We start from the raw sequence: 20652 nt of genomic DNA on the forward strand, positions 1-20652 counted from the left end.
TCGATCAGGGCTTTTCGGACGGGTCGCAGACGCAGGGCGAGGTATGACATCCGGGACACGAGGCTCCATATTTCCGGGCCACGGCCGCCTCGAGGTCGATCCCCCGGACGTTCGCCAGCGTGACGAGCCAGGCCAGGACATCGGCCATCTCGAAGGCCAGTTCCTCGTCCGTGCCCGACCTCAGGGCCGTGGCGAGCTCGCCGAACTCCTCGGTCAGCCACAGGAACGTGGCCGCGTCTCCTCGAGCCTCATCCTTCGCCCCGTACATTCGTTGGATCAGGCCTTGCAGGGCCCGGATCGTCAAACCTGCTGCCGGTAGTTCGCTCATGGACCTAGAATCTTACAAGAGTCCCTCGCCCGTTTGCAAACCCTCGCCGCATGTGAACGCGAGGTTCGCAAATCACCGAAATCGGGGCGGGCGCAATCGGCCCATTTCGCCCATGAAGTCGATGGCCGATGCGCGACGCCCCGCCGGCCGCTGGTCGGGCCCAGATCCCCAGGAATCCCGGCGTTTTCGCCCGCATTCGGAACGTCTCGAGGCCGGCAGGAAGGAAGGTTGTCGACGTCTCCTCGGGCCGATGCGTTGGCAGGGCTCAGCCCTTTTGAGAGTTGCAACTCGCCGCGAAAGATGAGAAAAAGATTTCCTCCTCTTCGCTCATGGGCCCGTTCAAGACCCGGGGGAAATTGGCGATGGCTGGACCAGAGGGGGAAAAGCCCGACCCTCGGACCGAGGAACACTTTTCCGTCCCCTGGCCGGTGAGCGACGACCCGCAGGTCCTCCTGGATTACTTCCGGGACCACACCGAGGCGGGGATCTCGGAGAAGCTCGCCTGGATCCTGGCCGACCAGCAGTTCCGCTGGGAGCAGGGCGACCCGTTCGCCTCGGAGATCTATTTCGAGGCACTCGGGGAGGCGGCCGACGAGGCGACGGTCCGTGCCACGATCATCGCCGCCGAGGAAGACGCGCGACGGCGATACGTGCTGAACCCCACCTCGCGTGGCCTCGAGGGGGAGGACCGGCCGGATGGGGACGGGAAACGGGCGGCGATCCTCGGGGACTTCACGACGATCGCCGAGCGGTCGGGCATGACCCAACACCCGCTCCAGTCGACCGAGGCGACGGCCTCGCTGAAGGTGCCGACGCCCCCCAGGCCCGCCCTAAGTCGGTCGCCCGAGTTGATCGGCCGCTACCGGGTCTCCGGCATCCTGGGAGTGGGCGGGTTCGGCCGGGTCTACCTCGCCCAGGATGAGATCCTCGACCGCTCGGTGGCGGTCAAGGTCCCGCACCCGCATCGGGTCTCGCGGCCCGAGGACGTGGAGCAGTACCTGGACGAGGCCCGGATCCTGGCGAGCCTCGACCACCCCAACATCGTCCCCGTCTACGACGTCGGCCGCCCCGAGGACGGGGCCTGCTTCGTGGTCTCCAAGCTGATCGAGGGGAGCAGCCTCTCGGCCGAAGGGGAGCGATTGGCCGGGGACTTCGACAGGGTCGGCCGCCTGGTCGCCGAGATCGCCTCGGCCCTGGAACACGCCCACCAGCGAGGGCTGGCGCACCGCGACGTCAAGCCGAGCAACATCCTCATCGACGGCGAGGGGCGTGCCCACCTCGTCGACTTCGGCCTGGCCCTGCGCGAGGACGACGTCGGCAAGGGGAACGTCAACGCCGGGACCCCCGCCTACATGAGCCCCGAGCAGGCGAGGGGGGAAGGGCACCGGGTCGACGGCCGGACCGACATCTTCAGCCTGGGGGTCGTCCTCTACGAGTTGATCACGGGACGGCACCCGTTCGGCTACGGGCGCCGCGAGGTCATCATGGAGCGCATCGCCACGCTCGACCCGACCCCGCCGCGTCAGTTCGATGAGACGATCCCCAGGGAGTTGGAACGGATCTGCCTCCGCTGCCTGGCCAAGCGCGTCTCGGATCGCTACGCGACCGCCAAGGACTTCGCCGACGACCTCTATCACTTCCTCGAGGAGCCGTCGCCGACGCCGGCCGTCCCGCCCAGGCCGGGAGCGGGAGGGAGTGGCGGGGTCCCCACGCGAGGGGTCTTCGAATCCTCGAACGAGTCCGAGTGGCGGGCGCCCGTGATCCCCAGGGGTCTCAGGGCCTTCGACGAAAGCGACGCAACCGCGTTCCTGCAGCTCCTGCCCGGCCCCCGGGATCGCGACGGACTCTCCGAGGCCATCCGCTTCTGGAAGAACAAGATCGAGGAACCCGAGGCCGAGAACACGTTCCCCGTCGGCCTGATCTACGGCCCCTCCGGGTGCGGCAAGTCGTCCCTGGTCAAGGCGGGGCTCCTCCCAAGGCTGGCCCCGCAGGTCGTCAAGATCTACTTCGAGGCGACGGGCGACGACCTCGAGGATCGGCTCCTCGAACGCCTCCGGCGCCGGTTTCCCACCCTCGACCCAAGCCTCGGGCTCGCCGAGAGCCTGGCGGCCATCCGCAGGGGCTCGGCCCTGCTCCGGCGGTCGAAGCTGCTCCTGGTCCTCGACCAGTTCGAGCAGTGGCTTCACGCACGGCGTGCTGATCAGGCCGGGGAGTTGACCCGGGCCCTCCGCCAGTGCGACGGCGGGCGGCTCCAGGCCCTCATCATGGTCCGCGACGACTTCTGGATGGCCTCCAGCCGCCTGATGCGCGAGCTCGAGGTGAAGGTGGTCGACGGGCACAACGCGGCGGCCGTCGACCTCTTCTCGATCCCCCACGCCCGCAGGGTCCTCATCGCCTTCGGGCAGGCCTTCGGCACGGTCCCCGCGCGATCCTCGGAGTTCACCACCGACCAGCGTCGATTCCTGGATCGCGCGGTCGAGGCCCTGGCGCAGGAGGGGAAGGTGATCCCCGTCCGCCTCGCGCTCTTCGCCGAGATGATCAAGGGGAAGCCCTGGGGGACCGAGACGCTCAGGAAGCTCGGAGGCGCCGTGGGAGTCGGCGTCACATTCCTCGAGGAGACGTTCGCGACCGCCTCGGCCCCTCCCGAGCACCAGCATCATCAGGTCGCGGCGCGAGCGGTGCTGGGCTCGCTCCTGCCCGAGGCCGGGGCCGACATCAAGGGGCACATGCGGTCACGCGAGGCGATCCTGGAGGCCTCCGGCTACCGCGGGGCACCTGACGACTTCGAGGCCCTGATGCGCATCCTCGACAGCCAGACCCGGCTGCTCACCCCGATCGTCCCCGAGAGCCCGGCCGAGGCCGCAGAGATAGGAGAGGCCCAGGCCCCTTCGTCGGCCGCCGAACCGCCGATGCCCCGGTATTATCAGCTCACTCACGACTACCTCGTCCCCCCGATCCGCGAGTGGCTCACCCGCAAGCGGAAGGAGACCTGGCGCGGGCGGGTCGAGCTTCGCCTCGAGGAGCGGGCCGGGCTCTGGAACGCCAAGCCCGAGACGAAGCAGCTCCCCTCGTTCCTGGAGTGGTGCGAGATCCTCGCCGCCACCACGAAGCGCCGCTGGTCCGACGCCGAGGCGGCGATGATGCGCGTCGCGAATCGCCACCATCTCCTCCGCGCGGGAGGCGTCGCGGTCGGCGTGTTCCTGGTCGGCCTCGCGGGGGCCCGATTCTTCGACCGGCTCGCCGAGGAACACGAAAACGCCCAGGCCAGAGCACTAGTGCGGAGCCTGATCGACGCCAAGATGCCGAGAGTCCTCGAGATCGCCGCCGAGATCGGTAAGGACCGACGCCGCTTCGATCACCTCCTGAGGGATGTAGTCTCTGGCGAAGCGAATCCTTCGCAGAAGCTCCACGCAAGGATCGCGCTGCTGCCCGTCGATGCGGAGCAGACGGGGCCGCTCTTCGACCATCTCCTCGAGTGCGATCCCGAATCGTTCCCCGTGATCCGAGACGCGTTGTACCAGGTCAAGGAACGCGTAACCCCTCGCCTCTGGGAAGTCTGCCGGGCCCCGGCGCAAGCTCCCCAAAGGCGACTCCATGCCGCCGCGGCCCTGGCGACCTTCGACTCGCGCAATCCCTTATGGGAGGCTCAGGCCGCCATCACCGCGGAGCAACTGACGGAGCAGCCCTCGCTCCACGTGCCGCACTGGGTCGAGGCCCTGCGGCCGATCAAGGATCGAATCCTCCCCAGGCTCACGGAACTCTTCCACGACCAGACACCCGGCCTCGAGGCCGAGCGGGCCAGGAACGCCGAAATCCTGGCCGACTACGCGGGCAATCGGCCCGGCCTCATCGCCGACCTAATCCAGAGCGCCCATCCGGTCGAATTCCCCGTCCTTTTCGCGAAGTTGCAGGAGCAGCCCGACCCGGCCATCAAGGAGCTCAAGCCATTGCTCGCCCAGGCGACCCAGCCGGGCCGGGCCGAGGTCTCGGTCCTCGATGCCAAGCATGCGTCGAATCTCGCCGCCGCTCTCATGCGGCTCGGCCGGACCGAGGAGGTCTGGCCGCTCCTCAAGGCAACCCCAAGACCTCAACTCCGCAGCTTCCTGATCAAGGACTTCGCCAGGCTCGGGGTCGACCCCGGGGTCCTCGCCGAGAAGTTGCTCATCGAGGCCGAGATATCGACGAAATCGGCCCTGATCGAGGCGCTCGCCGAGTACAGCGATCGGGATCTCCCCGCCGGCTTCAAGGACAGGCTCCGGCCGATCCTCCTGGACCTGTACGAGAACGCCCCGGAACGATCCATCCACGGGGCCTCGACGATCCTGCTCAAGAGATGGGGCTTCGGCGAGGACCTGACGGCGATCAACGCCAGGTTGGCGGGGAAACGCCCCGACGACCATCGAGAGTGGCTGATCAACTCGCAGCGAGCGACCATGATCCACATCCCGTCTCCCGTCCGGTTCCAGATGGGCTCGCCGCCCGACGAACAGGGGAGGGTCGACGGGGAGGATCAGCATCCGGTGTTGATCACGCATGCATATGACATCGGGGCGACCGAGGTCACCGTCCGGGAATTCCGCGCGTTCCTCGAGGATGAGAGGAACGCCGAACTCCGCGAGACTTTCGCCAAGGCGATGGAGGCTCCCCCAGATCACCCGATCACCCGCGTCTCCTGGTTCGACGCGCTTCGCTATTGCAACTGGCTGAATGAAAAAGAGGGAATGCCGACGAAGGAATGGCCGTACGTCCCCCCAACCGAGAATGCCTACCAGTCGGGCTTGAAGCTCGAGCCGGACTACCTGCGCCGGACCGGCTATCGGCTGCCGAGCGAGGCCGAGTGGGAGTTCGCCTGCCGGGGCGGAACGGTCTCGAGCCGATTCTTCGGGGAGGCGACCGAACTGCTCTCCACCTATGCCAATAACTTCCTGAACTCGGATGAAAAGTTCCGGCCGGTTGGCTCGTTCCTGCCGAATGAATTCGGCCTCTTCGATATCCAGGGGAACACGACCGAGTGGTGCCTGGAGAACACGGACGAGATGAATCTCCCGGCGGCAGGGGTTGAGGTCATCCTTACCGAGGACCAAACTCCCGTCACGCACGAGACGAAGCGTATGATCCGCGGCACGCAGGTGGCCACCCATCCCAGGAATGCGCGATCGGCCAGGCGTTATCACGAACACCCTGGTGTTAGGTCAGGCCCGTTCGGGTTCCGCCTGGCACGGAGCCGCCCGCTCCCCGATTCATGACCGCGTTGCATTGTGACGCGATCACCGATCCCGAGGACGTCCCGTCAGGCGGTCGAATTCGACTTGCTGGACCCGCTGGGCTCTGGCCGCACTTGTTCGACGACTGGGGGAGGATTATGGACGATGTCGCCAGTGGTACCGCCCCCGTTCGACGAGTGCCCCTGGAAGCTCGATGAACTGCGAGAGGACGAGCTTGACGATGCCATCAATATGCATCCTTACATAGATTTGAAAAAAAAGAATTGGCTGCCCTTTATGATCCTTGACAATTATCATGCATGAAACTTCGACGTGCAAGCGAAGAATCCCCGGCTTCGACCCGAGTCACACCCTTTCATGCACCCCGGCAAGCCCCTCTCCCGGCCCCCGAGGCCTCAGGACTTGACCCAGCAACCCAGGCCATGATGCTCGAGGATCTCCCGCTTCACGCCCCCCAGGCCGTCGAAGAAGGCGCGGACCTGAGGGAAGGACTCGATGTCGTGGAAGAGGACGCACCCGCCGAGCCTGACGACATGGAGCCAGGCAGAGAAATCGCGGACAACCGATTCAAAGGCGTGGTCTGCGTCGATGTGCAGCAAGTCCACAGGCTCGCGAAAACGGAGGCCGACGGTGGTCGTGGGCTCCTTCAGGATCCGGACGTTGGGGAAGTGGTGTAGGTGGCTCCTGACCCAGGCCTCCGCATCGTCGTGGAGCGTGAACAGGTCGACCCCCAAGATCTCTGCATCCGGGAAATCTCTGGCGAAGTGGAAGGTCGAGAACCCGTAGTCGACCCCCAGGTCGACGACCCGACGCACCGGGCCGATCGGCCCCACGAGGTCGCGATACTTCGCCTCGAGCCCGACCCAGGCGCTCGGCTTCGAGAACGGGTCGGCGGGGAGGACAAGCCCGAAGGCCCGAATCTCCGGCTCCAGGCCGATCCAGAACTCCGCCTGATAGCGGTCTTCGAGCGGCAAGGTCATCGGCGGCGGGAGCCTGCCGAGGTACCGGGCATTCGCCCACCAGAAATTGCCGGCGAAATGCGGCTGAACCCGGCCGAATCCGGTGCGGGTCCAGTCGGGCCCGCAAGCGTCATGAGTGTCGAGCAGGCCCAGGCATGTCGCGTGGTTGTCGAGGATGAGGGCCTCCATCCCCGCCCGCTGCCTGCGACCCGCCTCGATCCCATGCGAGATCGCCTTAGTATGCATGTACCAGCACGCGAGGTCCTCCGGACCGGCCTTGGCCTCGTCGTGGAGCCACTGCAGCGTCGGGAACTCGTAGGCCGACAGCGGGCCCAGGTGCCGGACCTCGGCGCGAGGCCCCAGCCAGCGGACGATCGGCTCCAGATCTTCCCGAGGGTCGCCGACGACCCCGACCAGGATCCGCGAGGACTTATCCAGCAGACCCGACTCGCGAATCCGGCCGCACTGGGCCTCGACGACCTCCCGCCAGGGGGGGAAGAGGGCGACGTGGTAGGCGCCGAGGATCGGCCGCGAGGGCTCAGGTCCCATTGCCGGCCCCTTGATTCGGATCCTGGAAGTCGTCGAGGCTGTAGTCGAGGCCCCAGGAAACCGCCACCCTGTGATAATCCTCGGGCGTCGCGGAGTCGTGCCAGAGGAATTGCGGATACCGCACACAGCGATCCGTCCCCATGAACGGCCACGGGGCGTAGCCGTCGCGATCCGAAGGGCGAGGGCCTTGCTCTTCATCCCAGCGACGGGCCCGCTCGCAGCGGAAGCGAGCGAGCCTCCGGGCGAAGTCGTGGATCAGGCCCTCGACGAACGGCTCCCCGGGCTCCAGGGCAACCACCGCCAGGTCATGATGGAGCCGGTGGGCGAACCACTCGCGCACGGCCATCCCGACGCACTCCGAGCGGAACCCGAAGCCGAAGCTCTCGGTGTGGCTGCAATACGTGGCGTACTGCGACTCAGTCGCGAGGCCCTGGAGCCCCGAGACCCAGCCCTCGAGCGGCAGGAACCTGCGCGACATCTTGACGAGGAGGTCGAGCCCCTCGCTCCTCGCCCAGAGCAGGCCCCCCAGGAACGCCGAGACGTCGCCGATGCAGGGGGGCAGCCGAAACTCGTTCCGCTCGAACTCGCAGCCATATTCCGCGCAGAGGCGGGCGAGGCCCCCCCCCTCGGCACTGGCGTCGTCGTGGACAAGCAGGGGGATCTGCGGGTAGAACCGCCTGCGAGCCTCGAGTTGCAGGTGGATGTAGGGCACGGCCGCATACGTGCCGATCACCACACCGACCGAAGGGGTGCCCGAAAAAAGGGATTGCGCCCGCTCGATCAGGTCGGCGACGGAGTAGCCCCCGGCCGCGGTCAGGATCCGAAAGTCATCGCTCGTCCGCGTCATGGTCATGGGGCTTCGGTCCCTCGGAGGATCAATCCCAGCGTCGGTCGTTCAGGTCGCGGAGGGCGCCCCCCTCGTAGTAGAGCTCGATGGAGCGGATGACGTCGTTCGCCGTGATCATATCCATACACCTCGGGATCACGAGCTCCGGCGCGACCGGCACGGGCAGGAGGCAGAGGTGCGAGGGGTCGTCCTTCTCGTCGCCGTCACCGACGGTCTGGCAGCGCGACTTCCAGCAGCCGCCGTTGTCGCAGCAGAGCAACGCACCGTTGGTCTCGAGGAAGCGGTGGTGGCCGTACTTCTCCCAGGTCGACGGCTCGCGACCGCCCGCCACGACGACGCAGGCCCGGTTCTTGGGCCGGCCCGGCCTGACCTCGACGGCCGCCGCGAGGTGCATCGCGAACGTCACAGGGCAGACGACCCCGACCGCGTGATACATCAGCCTCACGAACTGGCGGATGTCGGTCCGGCCCACGAGGTCGATCACACGCTGGAGCTTGGGATGCCAGTGGTCCACCTCGCCGCACTGGACGAACTGGATCCGGCCGGCGAAGTGGTCGACGACGGCCTGATAGCGCGAGGGGTCCCACCACTTCGCCGTGAAGTCGTATTTGCCCCCGGCGATGATGATCCAGAAGTCGCGGGTCCAGCCGATCGGCGCCTCCTCGATCTGGCTCATCCACGACTTCTCGCGGTCGGAGATGTGCAGATCCCCCTTGAACTTCGTCACGGGGATCCGGAGGCCCAGCACCTCCTCGAGGTGGCGTACGTAGCCGAAGATGAAGTGATATGGCCCCTCGTTGCTCTCATGAATCAATTCATACTTCATCTCGATGATTTCCACCCCCGGCGCGTCTTCCGAGAGTGGGGTGATGAAGGGGTTGTTCTCCCAGAGGGCCGGGGCGGTCGTACGCACGTCCGTCCGGAACTGACCCGGGTACGCGAGGTGGAGGTCGCGCACCGCGGCCGTCATCATCACCACGTCGCCCGGGCTGAGGTCGCAGCGGAGGATCAGGTCGTGTGGCATGCTCACCGAGACATTCGAGGGTCGGAGGATTCAACCGCGACGTCGGGGCTTGAAATCCTCACGCTGACGGGACAAAGTCGCCTGTTGGGATCCGATTCGATTCCGATGCGATTCGTAGAGAGAGGGGTTCGCGACGGCCACGGGCCCGATGGTCACCGGAGAGGAAGGACGACTCCAGGGGTCCAGGTGTCTCGTCGGACGCATCGACGAGGCTTGAACGAAGCCGAGGCATGTCGCAATGGACAGCATATCAATCAAGACGTCGATTGATAATAACAGAAATCAGAACACTCGAAGAATCAACACGGGTCGTCCCGCGGACGGGCGGATCGAGCAGCGGCGATGGGGGACGTGTGGAGATGTGGAAACCTCGAATCCTGGTGCGATGGCTGGTCGGGGTGGCGTTGGTTGTGATCCTGCTCGTCGGCGGCGGGGCCGTGATGGAGCGGGTGAACCAGTCGCGCTGCCGCAAGAACCTCCAGCAGTTGGGCCTGGCGCTCACGTTGTACGCGAGCACGAACCGAGGGTATTACCCATCGGGAACAATCCCGAATCCGGCACTCCCCCCCGAGAGGCGGCTGAGCTGGATGGTGCAGCTCGGGCAGATCAGCATGCTGGGCGCGGGGATCGAGCTGCAAATCGACCCGGCCAAATCCTGGGATGACCGCGTAAACCTCGACGTCCCCGTCGCGGTCGGCGGGCCTGGCCACGTCCGATTCGAGGATCACCTCCGCACGTTCCCGGTCCTCGTCTGCCCGGTCGATCGCGACCTCGAGAACCTGGGCACGCTGAACGCCACGAACTACATCGGGATCGGCGGCCTCGGCGAGGATTCGCCCGAGTTACCCTCGGGCCATCGCAGGGCCGGGGTCTTCGGATACGACCGGATCACCCGGCAGTCGGACATCAAGGATGGCCTATCCGCCACGATGGCCGTGGTCGAGACGGCACGCACGCAAGGAGGCTGGACCGCCGGGGGCCTTCCCACTCTCCGGGGCCTCGACGAAGACCGCCCGCCTTACCTCGGGAAAGGGGGGCAATTCGGGGGCCTTCATCGCGGAGGCGTCATGGTCGCCTTCGCCGATGGATCCGTCCGTTTCCTCCGCGAGACGATCGACCCCAGGGTCTTCGAAAGCCACTCGACCATCGCCGGCCGAGAGACGATCCCGGTGCCTTCGAAGGAGTGAGCGAGCCGCTCGACCGATGTCGAAACCCGACGGCCAAAACGAAGGGCATCGGACATCTACCCTTCACTCGGCCAGCCTTTTTGGGTAGGATCCTGGCGTCGACGGCGTTCGAGCCGAGCGAGCCAAATTATCGCGACCGGCACGCTGAGAGCATGAGGCTTCTCAGGCCGGTCGCAAGACTCTCTCATTTGCAAAGATTTCCAAACGACTCTCGTCCCGGGTTCGGGGCGGGATCGAATGCTTCGCTCGCCACGCCCCGGGGCAATTTCCGAGCGTTCTCGTCTTTCTCAGGACGTACGACGGCGTGGCTGCAGGATTTTCGACTTACGGACGGTCCCGGACTCTCACTCTCTGAGCCCGGTCCGATCATCCGCGAAACGTGGGCGCGACCTCTCCCGAGGATTCAAGGGATGGTCTGAGGCCCGGAATTTGCTCTGAACCGAGGACAAGGCCAGCAACCGCGGGCGATCGATCGATCACCTCTCCCGATCTCGATCGAATCGCAGAAGCGCCATCGGTCACGGGGATCGACCCGACGGACTTCCAGATCCGTCCTCGACCCTGCTTTCTCCCGAGGCGACAAAGAAGAAGGAGCCGACATGATCAGCCTGACCAGGGGCTCGTCACGTCTTTGCGACGGCGTCACGCGCAGGGACTTCCTGCGCATCGGGTCGCTCGGCACGATGGGGCTCGGCCTGCCAGGCCTGCTCCGCGCGGAAAGCCTGCTCGAGGCCGACCGACCGCCCCGGTCGAAGGCCAAGAGCTGCATCCTCTTCTACCTCCAGGGGGGGCAGAGCCAGCTCGAGACGTTCGACATGAAGCCCCGCGCCCCCGAACAGGTGCGCGGGGTCTTCAAGCCGATCGCCACGAATGTCCCGGGGACGCAGATCTGCGAGCACCTGCCCAGGCTCGCGCGCATGGCGGACAAGTACGCGCTCATCCGTTCGATGACGCACAAGTTCGCGACCCACAACCCGGCCGGTTATTACTCGCTCTGCGGCCAGCCCCCGGATCGCGACCAGTTCGACCTCCGCCGCTCGCCCGACGACCACCCGAACCCGGGAGCGATGACGGCCAAGCACAAGCGAGGGCTCGACCTGATCCCGCCGTTCGTCCAGCTCTCCGGCCCGCTCGTGGGCGACATCGGCATCCCGATGCCCGGACAGACGGGCGGATTTTTGGGCGCATCGTACGACCCCTTCTGCGTCACGCTCGACCCCAATGAGCCGAATTTCGGCATCGACGAGCTCTCCTTGCCGGTCGATGTCACGCCGCAACGGCTCGAAGGGCGGCAGCGGCTCCTCGACGTTGTCCAGGAGCAGTTCCCCAAGATCCGCGACGCCCAGGAGATGGATCGGCTCAATGAGCACTATAAGCGGGCCTTCCAGCTCGTGACCTCGGTCGAGGCGCGCCAGGCGTTCGACATCGGCCGGGAACCCGCCTCGGTCCGCGACCGCTATGGCCGGCACACGCAGGGGCAGTCGCTCCTGCTGGCCCGACGCCTCATCGAGTCGGGGGTCCGCTTCGTGACGGTCTACTGGGGAGGGGCCCTCAACGTCCCCGATAGCTACTGGGACACGCACACCGACAGCATCCCCAAGCAGCGTGACCGGCTCCTCCCCCGGTTCGACCAGTGCCTCTCGGCCTTGCTGGAAGACCTGGACGACCGCGGCCTGCTCGACTCGACCCTCGTCGCGAGCCTCGGCGAGTTCGGCCGCACGCCCAAGATGGGGCAGACGACCGGCGAGAACGGCACCGACCAGACCGGCCGCGACCACTGGCCGCACTGCTACTCGGTCCTGCTCGCGGGGGGCGGCGTGACCGGCGGCGCCGTCATCGGCGAATCCGACCGCTTCGCCGCCCAGCCTGCCGAGCGTCCCACCGCCCCCGAAGACCTCGTCGCCACGATCTACGACGCCCTCGGGCTCGACTGGTCCGTCGAGGTCAACGACCGCCTGGGCCGCCCCTTGCCAATCACCCGGGGCCAACCCATCAACGAGCTCTTCGAGTCCTGACGACCCGGCCGGCGTTTCACTTCTGCGGCTTCGGGTCCGGGAGTTCGGCGGGGACCTGCGCGACGACGGTCTGGAGCAAGGCCGCGGCGACCCGACGGACCTCGGAACTGGGATGGGCCAGTTGCTCGACGAGCCTCGAGCTGAGTTTGGCGAGGACCGCCGGGCCGGCCGGATTGAGGACTTCCATCGCCTCGAGGCGCGCGGCTTCAGGGAACAGGGGGTCTGTGACCAGCGTCGAGAGGATCTCGATCGACCGCGGCTTGAGGGAACCATCAAGCCGCGCGATCATCTGTCCCACCTGGGCCCGGATCGTCGGGTCTTCTTCCTTGGCCCAGCTCTTTTCGAAGAGCGGCAAGGCGACGCTCGCCCGAGGGCCCATCGTGACCAGGCACTCCAAGATATCCGGACGGACGGCATCCTCGACCTCGCCAAACAACCTGGCCAGTGCGACGGCCGCCTGGTTCTGGACGGCGTCGCTCGAGCCCATCAGGGTGTGGAGGACCTCATTGCGATCTCCGATTGGCTCGGGATCGCTCAGGAGGGTCAGCAGGGTCCCTATCGCACGCGGCTCTTCGGGGTCCCTCAGGACCGACATCAGGGTCCTGGCCGCAAGCATGCGCACCCTGCGGTCCTTGTCGTCCAGCAAGGCGTTGAGTTTCTCGAGGAATTCCGGGCTCCCCCCATACTGGCCGAGGGCGACCACGGCTTCGGCCCGGACCATGCTTTCCGGGTCCGCGAGCCTTTGATTCAAGACGGAGAGGGACTTCACTCTCACGCTCGGATCGAGCCCGCTCTGGGCCAGCACCAACGGGTCGGTCGGGTTGAGGATGGGGGCCATGATCCCGAGCCCTCGGGTCGCCTCGACCCTGATCAATACCTCGGGGTCCATGGCCGCGGAGAGGAGCATGGGCACGATCAACCCTGGCTTCTGGATCATCACGCCCAGGTGCCGATACGCCAGCGCTCTAAGCTCGACACGAGGATCGCTCGTCAACTTCACGAAGACCGGCCGGGCGATATCCTCACCCTGACTCGATAGCCCCTGCGCAGCGACCTCGCGCCGGGCTGGGTCCGGCCCCTGCAAATCGACCAGGAAGTTGTCCCGCTGACCCTGCTGCAACACCCAGGGCCGGATGCTCACGGCCCCCGACACCACCAGGACGACGACGGCCAGGAACAAGGTCGAATAGAAGAGCGGACCAAAGACGCGCTGTCGCGGCTGGGACATGCTCGGCCCCCGTTTCGCTCGCTCGCTTGAATGCCTCTCGATTCAACTCAAGTATCATCGAATTCGGACATGCAAAGCAAGGCACTCCTCAGACAATAGCCTGAGGGCGATGTCTGGGCGAGTCGTTGGGGCGTCGCGAGGGATTCGAGGTTCAACCCGCCGACTCGATCTCCTTGCGGAGCTCCTTGGCCTCGGGGTGGTCGGGGTCTTCCTTGAGGATGGCGTCGAGGGTCGCCTTGGCGGTGGCCGCGTCCTTGTTCTCGAACTGGGCGCGTGCGAGCTTGACCTTGAGGTCGTTGGGCTTCTTGGCCTTCAGCTCGAGGGCCGTCTCGTACTCCTCGATGGCCCCGGCGTACTTCTTCTGGCCGGCGAGGGCGTCGGCGAGGAAGGCGTGGTTGGCGGGGTCGTAGCAGTTGACGTAGAGGCATTCCATCGCCCATTTCTCCGCCTTCTCCGGCTGCTTGGCGGCGAGATGTCGCTCGGCCAGGGCCTTGCGGACGTCGAGGTCGTCGGCGTCGTTGTCGGCGAGCATCGCCAGGTCCTCGAGGAACTTGGCGGTGTTCTTCTTGCGGAGGTGGACCCGGGCCAGGCCCGCGACCCACTTGCTATGCGCGGGGTCGTCCTTGCGGGCGAGTTCGTAGAGCCGCTCGGCCTCATCGAGCTTGCCGGCCTTCATCTGGAGCTCGGCCAGGAGGTCGACGACGCGCTCGTTCGGCTTGTCGGGGTCGAACGCCGGCTCGAGCAGTTCCAGGGCCGCGGCCTCGTCGCCCAGGACCTTGTACAGGATCTGGGCCTTCACGTAGCTGGCCAGTGGGTGGTGCGGCTTGAGCTTGAGGGCCTTGTCGGCCAGGGGACGGGCTTCGCGATAATCGCGGCGGGCGAAGTGCTCGTAGGCCATTTTCGCGTTGAGGTCCGGGTCCTCGGGGGACTGCTTGAGCATGCGCTCGAGCTGCGAGAACTTCACCGGCTTCTCTTCGTTGACGCGGGTCCGGATCGTCTTGATAACCTCATCGAGGTAGGTCAGGTAGCCGGCCTCGAAGTCGGCCTTCTCGACGTGGAAGCAGGAGTCGAGGGCGCGGTCGGTGGTTAATCCCCGGCGGTAGGCGTCGAGCATCTTGATGAGCGCGTCGGAGCCGAACCGCTTGAGCATGTAACGGGCGTAGAGTTGGGCCTGGCAATAGGCCATCTGGCGGTCCTCCGCCTCCTTCGGGCGGATGAAGCCGAGGTTGATCGTGTCGAGGTTGAGCAGGTTCGTCCGCTTGGGGACCCGCTCGAGCAGCATCTTGTTCCACTCCTGGGGCCGGGGCGACCCCTCGCTCTCGACGGCGAGGGCCTCGGTGTACCAGTGCGGGATGTTGAATTCGGTCTGCTGGAGCGTGATGACGTGGACGACCTCGTGCTTCAGCACCCTCGCCCAGTTGAACGGCTTGTTGGTGGACCGGGGGCTCGCCAGCGCGACGACCTTGCCCGTGCAGGCGCCGACGGTCGGGATGAAGGGGAGGGCGACCGTCCTGCCGCTGAACCACTGGTGGTTCTTGAGGATCTCGATCTTCGTGATCGCCGGGGGAGAGTAGCCGAACCGGGAGGTCAGCTCGCCGTGGATCGACTCGAGGTACCGCGCCATGTACTTGCCCAGGAGCTTGTCCTGCGCCGGGTCGACGAGCACGCTGTAGTGCTCGGTCTCGATGGGCTTGTACGAATCCATGTGCTTGAGCACTTTCATCATGTTATCGGCGCGGACGTTGAACGGGTCGGCCGAGAAGGCGTCGGCGAAGAGCTGCCGGGCCTCGGTCTCGCGGCCGATCTGCATGTAGAGCATCCCCAGGCCGATCGGGGCGTCGGCCCGCTTGGGGTCGGCCGCGCAGGCGAGGAGGAAGGCCCGCTCGGCCGAGTGATACTTGCGGCGATCGGCCAATCGCTCGCCGAGGGCCGCGTAGAAGGTCGCCGGCTTCGGGTTATTCGCCAGGGCGAAGGCCTCGGCGGCGGAGGCCCCCAGCGGGTCGACGAGCAGTCGGCAGGAGGCCGCGAGCCGGGCCAGGCCGTCCTCGTCGCGAGGGTTCTCTCCCACGGCCTTGCGCGACGAGGCCAGGGCATCCGTGAAGCGCTCGTCGGAGATGTTCAGGTCGGCCATCAGGACGTGGGCCGGGGCGTATCGCGGGTTGATCTCCAGGGCCCGTTCGGCCTTGGTCCGGCCGTTGGCCAGCTTGTACCCTTGGAGATCCGCCTGGCCGAGCGTCACGAGGACCTCGGCGGCCCTCGGGTTGATCTGGAGGGCCCGCATCAGCTCCTTCACGGCCGAGCCCTCGCTATAGCCCGAGAGGAAGAGCTTCCCCTCGAGCCAGGGGGCCTGCCAGCAGTGGGGATCCGCCTGGAGGGCCCCCTCGTAGATCTGGCTGATGACGTCGTTGAGCGACTCGCTCAGCTCCTCGCCCCGGGCCATCGCCCGGTAGTAGCGCTCGGAGGCCTGCCCCACGATCAGGAGGGACTCGGCGTTCTTGCCGATCTCAGCCTGCTGGTCGTTATAGCGGTCGACGAACCATTTCCAGGAAGCGACGGCCTGATCCTGCTCCCCTTTGGCTTCCTGGAGTTTGGCCATCACCCAGCGCGCGGCAAGGTGGTCGGGGCTGGCCTTGAGGGCCTGCTCGGCCGAGGCGCGGGCCCTGTCCCAGTCGCCGACGCCGAACCGGATCTCGGCGAGCTTGGCGGCGAGGTCCGGGTTCTCGGCCTGCGAGGCCTGGAGCCCGACGAGGGCCTCGACGGCCTTGTCGGTCTCTCCCTGGCTCAGCAGCGCATCGGCCTTGCCCAGGACGGCCCTGGCTTTCGCCTCGGGCGCCAGGCCCTTCTCGGCCTTGAGGACCTCGTCGAAGGCCTCTTGCGACTCGGCGTAGCGGCCGTTCTTCCAGAGCTGGCGTGCGTCATTGATCCCGGCCGGCTCGGCGGCCAACGTCACCAGCAGTCCCAGCAGAATCTCGGGGAGCATATCCACCTCCTGTAGTCTTCCACGCTAACATAGGAGGCTGGCGAATTGAACCAGCGTCGTGCAGGCGAGACCGGCGGTTCGAGCGAGGCCGAGCGATGACCAGCGGCAACCCGGAATATCGGATGGTGATCTTCGAGGCGCTCGACGATCCCAAAGGGGTCCGGGACCTCTTCTGCAAGGTGCTCGGCATGCACCCGACCGACGCCACGCAATGGCTCGCACGACTGCCCGGCGTCTGGCCCCGCCCGCTGGCCGAGCCCGAGACCCGCCAACTGCTCGACGGCCTCTACGAGTTCGGCGTCGCCGCCGAGGCCTGGCGCGTCGACCAGTTCCCCGACGTCCTCCCGCCTCGAACCATCCACACGGCCGCCTGCCTACCCGAAGGCTTCCGCATCCAGGGGCTGCATGGCGAGCCGACGCACTGGGTCCCCTGGGACAGGTTCGAGCTGATCTGCGCCGGCAGGATCGCCACCGAGGACGAGTTCCGCGGCGCGGCCCCCCCCAACTGGACGTCGACCCTGACCATGGGCCTCCAGGCCATCACCCTGCGACGGCCGAAGCTGGCCCCCAGGACCTCCCGCGCCAGCCGCATCCCTCGCGACCCCGTGGCCGAGGTGATCATCATCAGACGCGACCCGAGGATCGCCTTCCGGATCGTCGAGAACCAGATGAGTTACGCCTATCTCGGCGAACGCCTCTGCGCCTCGGCCTCCGAGAATTTCCCGATCTTCCTGGCCGACCTCTGCGCCAGGGCCGATCAGGCATACCTCCCCGAGTCGACCCGAGCCATCCTCAAGCTCGGCGAGCCCGGGGAGTATCTCTTCCCGAGCTCGCAGGCCATCCAGGAATACGCCGTCAACCGACTCCTCTGGAGCTGGTATCGCCGCGATCGCGACGCCCAGCGCGGCACCTCATTCTGACCACTCCCGGATATCCAACAGCGTATTGATCCCCTCCGCAGAGGCCGGGCAGGGGTTCCGCAAGTTTGCGCAAATTCCCAATAAAAATTGGTTGAGATTGAATCTCAGTCTCGCTAAACTGCGATTCTGACCGAGGCCATCCCTCACCGCCCGGTCGTTACCTGGACGAAGGAACTTTGCGTTCCTCCCGCATCGTCCTACATGATCGACCGGCCCAGGTCCCAGGCCGGTCGTCCTGCTCCGTGGAGAGGTCGAGCGACATCCCGATGAACCGCAACCAATGCGCCTTGAGGGGCCGCCGCAGCGCCGGGTTTACCCTGATCGAATTGCTGGTCGTGATCGCGATCATCGCCGTCCTGATTGCCCTGCTGCTGCCGGCCGTCCAGGCGGCGCGCGAGGCGGCCAGGCGGGCGCAGTGCGTCAACAACCTGAAGCAGATGGGCCTGGCCGTCCACAATTATGTGGACATCAACAACACGTTCCCGATCGGCCAGAACGTGAATCCGAAGCCGTTCAAGACCTACAAGATCGGCACGAACTGGTCGGTGAGCCTGCTGCCGTTCCTCGAGCAGACGGCCGCCTTCAACGGCTGGAACGTGAGCTTCCACTTCGCCGACGGGCCGAACACGACCGTCTGCAAGACCGGCGTCTCGGCCTATCACTGCCCGTCGGCCCCGACGCAACTGGTCGAGACGTACACGGCGGGATCCGACATGGACGGGATCACGGCGGGGACAGCCTATCAGACCGGGGTCGTCGACTACTTCGCCGTGGCGGGCGCGTACATCCCCGCCGGGAACCTGACCAATGGCATCTTCCTCTTCACCTCGCCCCCCAACGGCATGTGCTGCGCACCGGCCCAGGTGACGGACGGCCTCTCCAACACCATGCTCTTCGCCGAGTTGACGGGCGGCCCCAATCGATACGGAGCCAACGGCGTCAAGATCGGCGCGAATCTCGACGCATACGGACACCTCGGCGCCCTGAACCGGATGCTGCTGCAGAACTACAGCTACGACGGGAAGCTCGCCTATGGGGGCAACTGCACCGTCAATTGCACCAACTACGGCGTGAACGTCTATGGCTTCCACCCCGGCGGAGCCAACGTGGGCCTGGCCGACGGCAGCGTACGGTTCCTCAAGCAGACCGTCGGGCTCAACGTCATGGTCAACCTCGTCACGCGCGACGACGGCAACGTCATGAGCGCGACCGATTATTGATCGGCCGGGTGGGATCGCTCAAACGTACTATCACATCTCAAGCAAAAAGCAGCTTTCAAGCCACATGAGCGGCGTTAAGTTCGCAAGAGTCCGGCTCCTGGCCCTCGGGATGCTCGCGTCGCTGGCGATCGCGGGTTGTTCGGGCGGGGCCGACGACGGCTTGACGAAGTACCCCGTTCACGGGACGGTGTACGTCAACGGCAAGGCCGCCGACGGCATGGTTGTCACGTTCAATCACCAAGACAAGGTGCCGGGCAACGCCATGTGCCCCGTCGCCAGGACCGACCAGGCGGGCCATTACACCCTCTCGACCAACGCCGACAAGGACGGCGCCGTCGAGGGGGAATATACGGTCACCTTCGTCTGGCCGACCGACAACGGCCCGATGCCCCTGGACCGCCTGAAGGGCCGCCTCGCCAACGCCGAGCGCTCGTCGTTCAAGGCCCACGTCAAGGCCGGGGACAACGAGATCGAGCCGTTCAAGCTCGAGATCGAACCCAGGAACCTCCTCCCCCCGCCGACCAAGGCCGGCGCCCGCCAGTAAGGAGCGACACCCGGCTTCACCCTCCGGCCCCTCGCCCCGTGGCCGGAAGGGACGGGGGACGTTCGACTGCCGTCAGAGGTTAAGCGATCCTGTCCTGTTCCTCTGGAAGGTCAAAGGCGTCGTTGTAAGTCAAATGGCCGTCTTGGTCGCTCACGCGTGATAGTTCAGAACCTCGCCGATAGACAATTTGTAAACCATGCTCTGGCTCCCAGTCACATCTCGCAGTGACTTGAACGTAGATGGCCCGGTCTCGCCTGGATCTTCGAGAGACAAAGACCTCCGAAGGTTCGACGTACTTCCAGACCTCGGCATCCGAGTCGATCCGACAGTCGAGATCTTCTTCATCAGAGATCTCGGCGATGTGCAAATAGTTCTTATAGACATAGGGACTAGCGGCCAGCCGATCCTTGGGGCCAAGGCGGAGGAACGATTCAATCGCGGCATTCACCTCTTCCGCGTCGGAATCGTTAAGGCCATCCAAGGTTATCGTGAGCGGCAAACCGTCGAAGTATGGTATCTCAATCGGAGCCGATACGAGCCATTCCGACACGTCTGGGTCGGGCCGAAGGTCTCCAATCGCGTGGATCCTCATTCCGCTGCCTCATAGTAAAATCTTGCACGAACACGATAAAAAATTATGATCAATATCGAGCAGTGATCTTGCGCCGATGATACCTATCGCCTTCTCGTAACAATAACTCGGAATTCCCGATTCAGAGTTCAGCCCGGTTGCCGGCTCGACTCCCGGATCGCTGGCCATTTCCGCCCGAACTGCTTGGAGGCCCCGGCGAGGATCGGCTTGCCGTGGCCGAAGCAGGCCACCTCGAAATCGAGGGCCGAGAGCTTGGCCAGGCTCCGTTTCCCTTTCTCCAGGTCCTCATACAAGGGGCTGAGGGCCAGGCCGAAGGCGTTGGCCGCGGCGTCGGCGGCGATCAGCACGCCGCCATGCTCGGGCCAGAGAAACGCGAGTTGCCCCGCACAATGGCCGGGGACGTGGATCGCCTGGATCCCGCCGGGGAGGGTCGCGCCGTCCCGGACCTCATGCTCGATCTCGGCGGGCTCGACCTCCGTTGGGGCCTTGGGGATGAGGAACCGGCAGATGAGGGCGTTGAGGATCCCCGGAGCCGGCGTCAGGGGGCGGATCGTCTTCCCCTCGCGGATGAAGGCCGCGTCGACCGGGTGCATGGCGGCAGGGGCTCCCGTCAGGCGCTTGAGTTCGGCCAGGCTGCCGGAGTGGTCGCTGTGGCAGTGCGTGACCAGGATGTGGCGGATGTCGGCCGGGGTCTTGCCCAGGGAATCGAGCGCCTCGACGATCTTCGGGGCGCTGCCGGGGATGCCCGTGTCGATCAGGGCCAGGCCCTCGCCCGTGTCGAGCAGGAAGGCGTTGACGAAGTCGATCTTCACTTCCCAAAGCCCGGGAACCACTTGCTTCGCGCCCATGCTGCGTGCCTCGATCGAGCCCAAGTTTCTCGAACCCAACCCCCATACGGCCCGGCCGATCGTCCACTCCTCGAGGAAGTAGCCTTCCACCCCTCGAATCGGCGCGGCCTCCGAGTCCAATGCACGGGCATTCTTGCAGCGAGGATGCCCCCCGGCAAGGAAGCGGACGTCGCTCGGTGGCCGGAT

At 65.9% G+C, this 20652-nt stretch carries 14 protein-coding genes; 6 read left to right on the forward strand and 8 right to left on the reverse strand.

Translation table 11 applies throughout. The features are described from left to right. Positions 1-4: 4 nt before the first annotated feature. Positions 5-328, reverse strand: a complete 324-nt coding sequence (locus ACOYYX_RS36625) for a MazG nucleotide pyrophosphohydrolase domain-containing protein (RefSeq protein ID WP_422927597.1) — start codon at positions 326-328, stop codon at positions 5-7. A 362-nt stretch (positions 329-690) separates the two neighbouring features. On the opposite strand from ACOYYX_RS36625, the gene ACOYYX_RS36630 reads away from it, so the two are divergent. Further along, entirely contained in the window at positions 691-5574 is a 4884-nt protein-coding gene (locus ACOYYX_RS36630) for a protein kinase domain-containing protein (protein WP_422927598.1), read from the forward strand. Positions 5575-5948: 374 nt separating this feature from the next. On the opposite strand, the gene ACOYYX_RS36635 is transcribed toward ACOYYX_RS36630, so the two are convergent. The 3 genes from ACOYYX_RS36635 to ACOYYX_RS36645 are packed head-to-tail and all read right to left on the reverse strand — an operon-like array spanning position 5949 to position 8932. Then, on the reverse strand, positions 5949-7061 hold the full coding sequence (locus ACOYYX_RS36635; RefSeq protein ID WP_422927599.1) for a class I SAM-dependent methyltransferase: 1113 nt from the start codon (positions 7059-7061) through the stop codon (positions 5949-5951). Then, a complete protein-coding gene (locus ACOYYX_RS36640; RefSeq protein WP_422927600.1) occupies positions 7051-7914 on the reverse strand; it encodes a hypothetical protein in 864 nt (287 codons plus the stop codon). Before ACOYYX_RS36640 ends, ACOYYX_RS36635 begins: the two co-directional genes overlap by 11 nt. Before the next feature lie 22 nt (positions 7915-7936). Continuing rightward, entirely contained in the window at positions 7937-8932 is a 996-nt protein-coding gene (locus ACOYYX_RS36645; RefSeq protein ID WP_422931711.1) for a glycosyltransferase family 9 protein, read from the reverse strand. A 359-nt stretch (positions 8933-9291) separates the two neighbouring features. Between ACOYYX_RS36645 and ACOYYX_RS36650 the strand changes: the two genes are divergently transcribed. Both ACOYYX_RS36650 and ACOYYX_RS36655 read left to right on the forward strand, forming a co-directional pair. Continuing rightward, positions 9292-10119, forward strand: coding sequence for a DUF1559 domain-containing protein (locus ACOYYX_RS36650; protein ID WP_422927601.1), 828 nt, complete (start codon positions 9292-9294; stop codon positions 10117-10119). A gap of 599 nt (positions 10120-10718) precedes the next feature. Next, positions 10719-12134: a DUF1501 domain-containing protein gene (locus ACOYYX_RS36655; protein ID WP_422927602.1), complete on the forward strand. Its 1416-nt coding sequence runs from the start codon at positions 10719-10721 to the stop codon at positions 12132-12134. Between the two features lie 16 nt (positions 12135-12150). On the opposite strand, the gene ACOYYX_RS36660 is transcribed toward ACOYYX_RS36655, so the two are convergent. Together ACOYYX_RS36660 and ACOYYX_RS36665 are read right to left on the reverse strand one after the other, a co-directional pair. Next, positions 12151-13362 (reverse strand): HEAT repeat domain-containing protein, encoded by a 1212-nt coding sequence (locus ACOYYX_RS36660; protein WP_422927603.1) that lies wholly within the window; start codon positions 13360-13362, stop codon positions 12151-12153. 151 nt (positions 13363-13513) lie between these two features. Continuing rightward, the gene (locus ACOYYX_RS36665; protein WP_422927604.1) at positions 13514-16342 is read right to left on the reverse strand and encodes a tetratricopeptide repeat protein; all 2829 of its coding nucleotides are present in this window, start codon (positions 16340-16342) and stop codon (positions 13514-13516) included. A 95-nt stretch (positions 16343-16437) separates the two neighbouring features. Here ACOYYX_RS36665 and ACOYYX_RS36670 point away from each other — a divergent pair, with 95 nt between their 5' ends. The 3 genes from ACOYYX_RS36670 (at position 16438) to ACOYYX_RS36680 (ending at position 19026) form a co-directional block, all read left to right on the forward strand. Continuing rightward, positions 16438-17262 carry a hypothetical protein gene (locus ACOYYX_RS36670; RefSeq protein WP_422927605.1) on the forward strand — a complete coding sequence of 275 codons (825 nt, stop codon included), beginning with the start codon at positions 16438-16440 and terminating at the stop codon, positions 17260-17262. Positions 17263-17528: 266 nt separating this feature from the next. Beyond that, complete coding sequence (locus ACOYYX_RS36675) at positions 17529-18482, forward strand: DUF1559 domain-containing protein (protein ID WP_422927606.1); 954 nt, start codon at positions 17529-17531, stop codon at positions 18480-18482. A gap of 64 nt (positions 18483-18546) precedes the next feature. Continuing rightward, entirely contained in the window at positions 18547-19026 is a 480-nt protein-coding gene (locus ACOYYX_RS36680; protein WP_422927607.1) for a hypothetical protein, read from the forward strand. A 79-nt stretch (positions 19027-19105) separates the two neighbouring features. Here the strand turns inward: ACOYYX_RS36680 and ACOYYX_RS36685 are convergent, their stop codons facing one another. Together ACOYYX_RS36685 and ACOYYX_RS36690 are read right to left on the reverse strand one after the other, a co-directional pair. Next, on the reverse strand, positions 19106-19576 hold the full coding sequence (locus ACOYYX_RS36685) for a DUF6985 domain-containing protein (RefSeq protein WP_422927608.1): 471 nt from the start codon (positions 19574-19576) through the stop codon (positions 19106-19108). A gap of 170 nt (positions 19577-19746) precedes the next feature. Beyond that, a complete protein-coding gene (locus ACOYYX_RS36690) occupies positions 19747-20466 on the reverse strand; it encodes an MBL fold metallo-hydrolase (RefSeq protein ID WP_422927609.1) in 720 nt (239 codons plus the stop codon). Positions 20467-20652: the final 186 nt, after the last annotated feature.

Source organism: Singulisphaera chitinilytica, from assembly GCF_049331405.1.
Taxonomy (GTDB): domain Bacteria; phylum Planctomycetota; class Planctomycetia; order Isosphaerales; family Isosphaeraceae; genus PoT.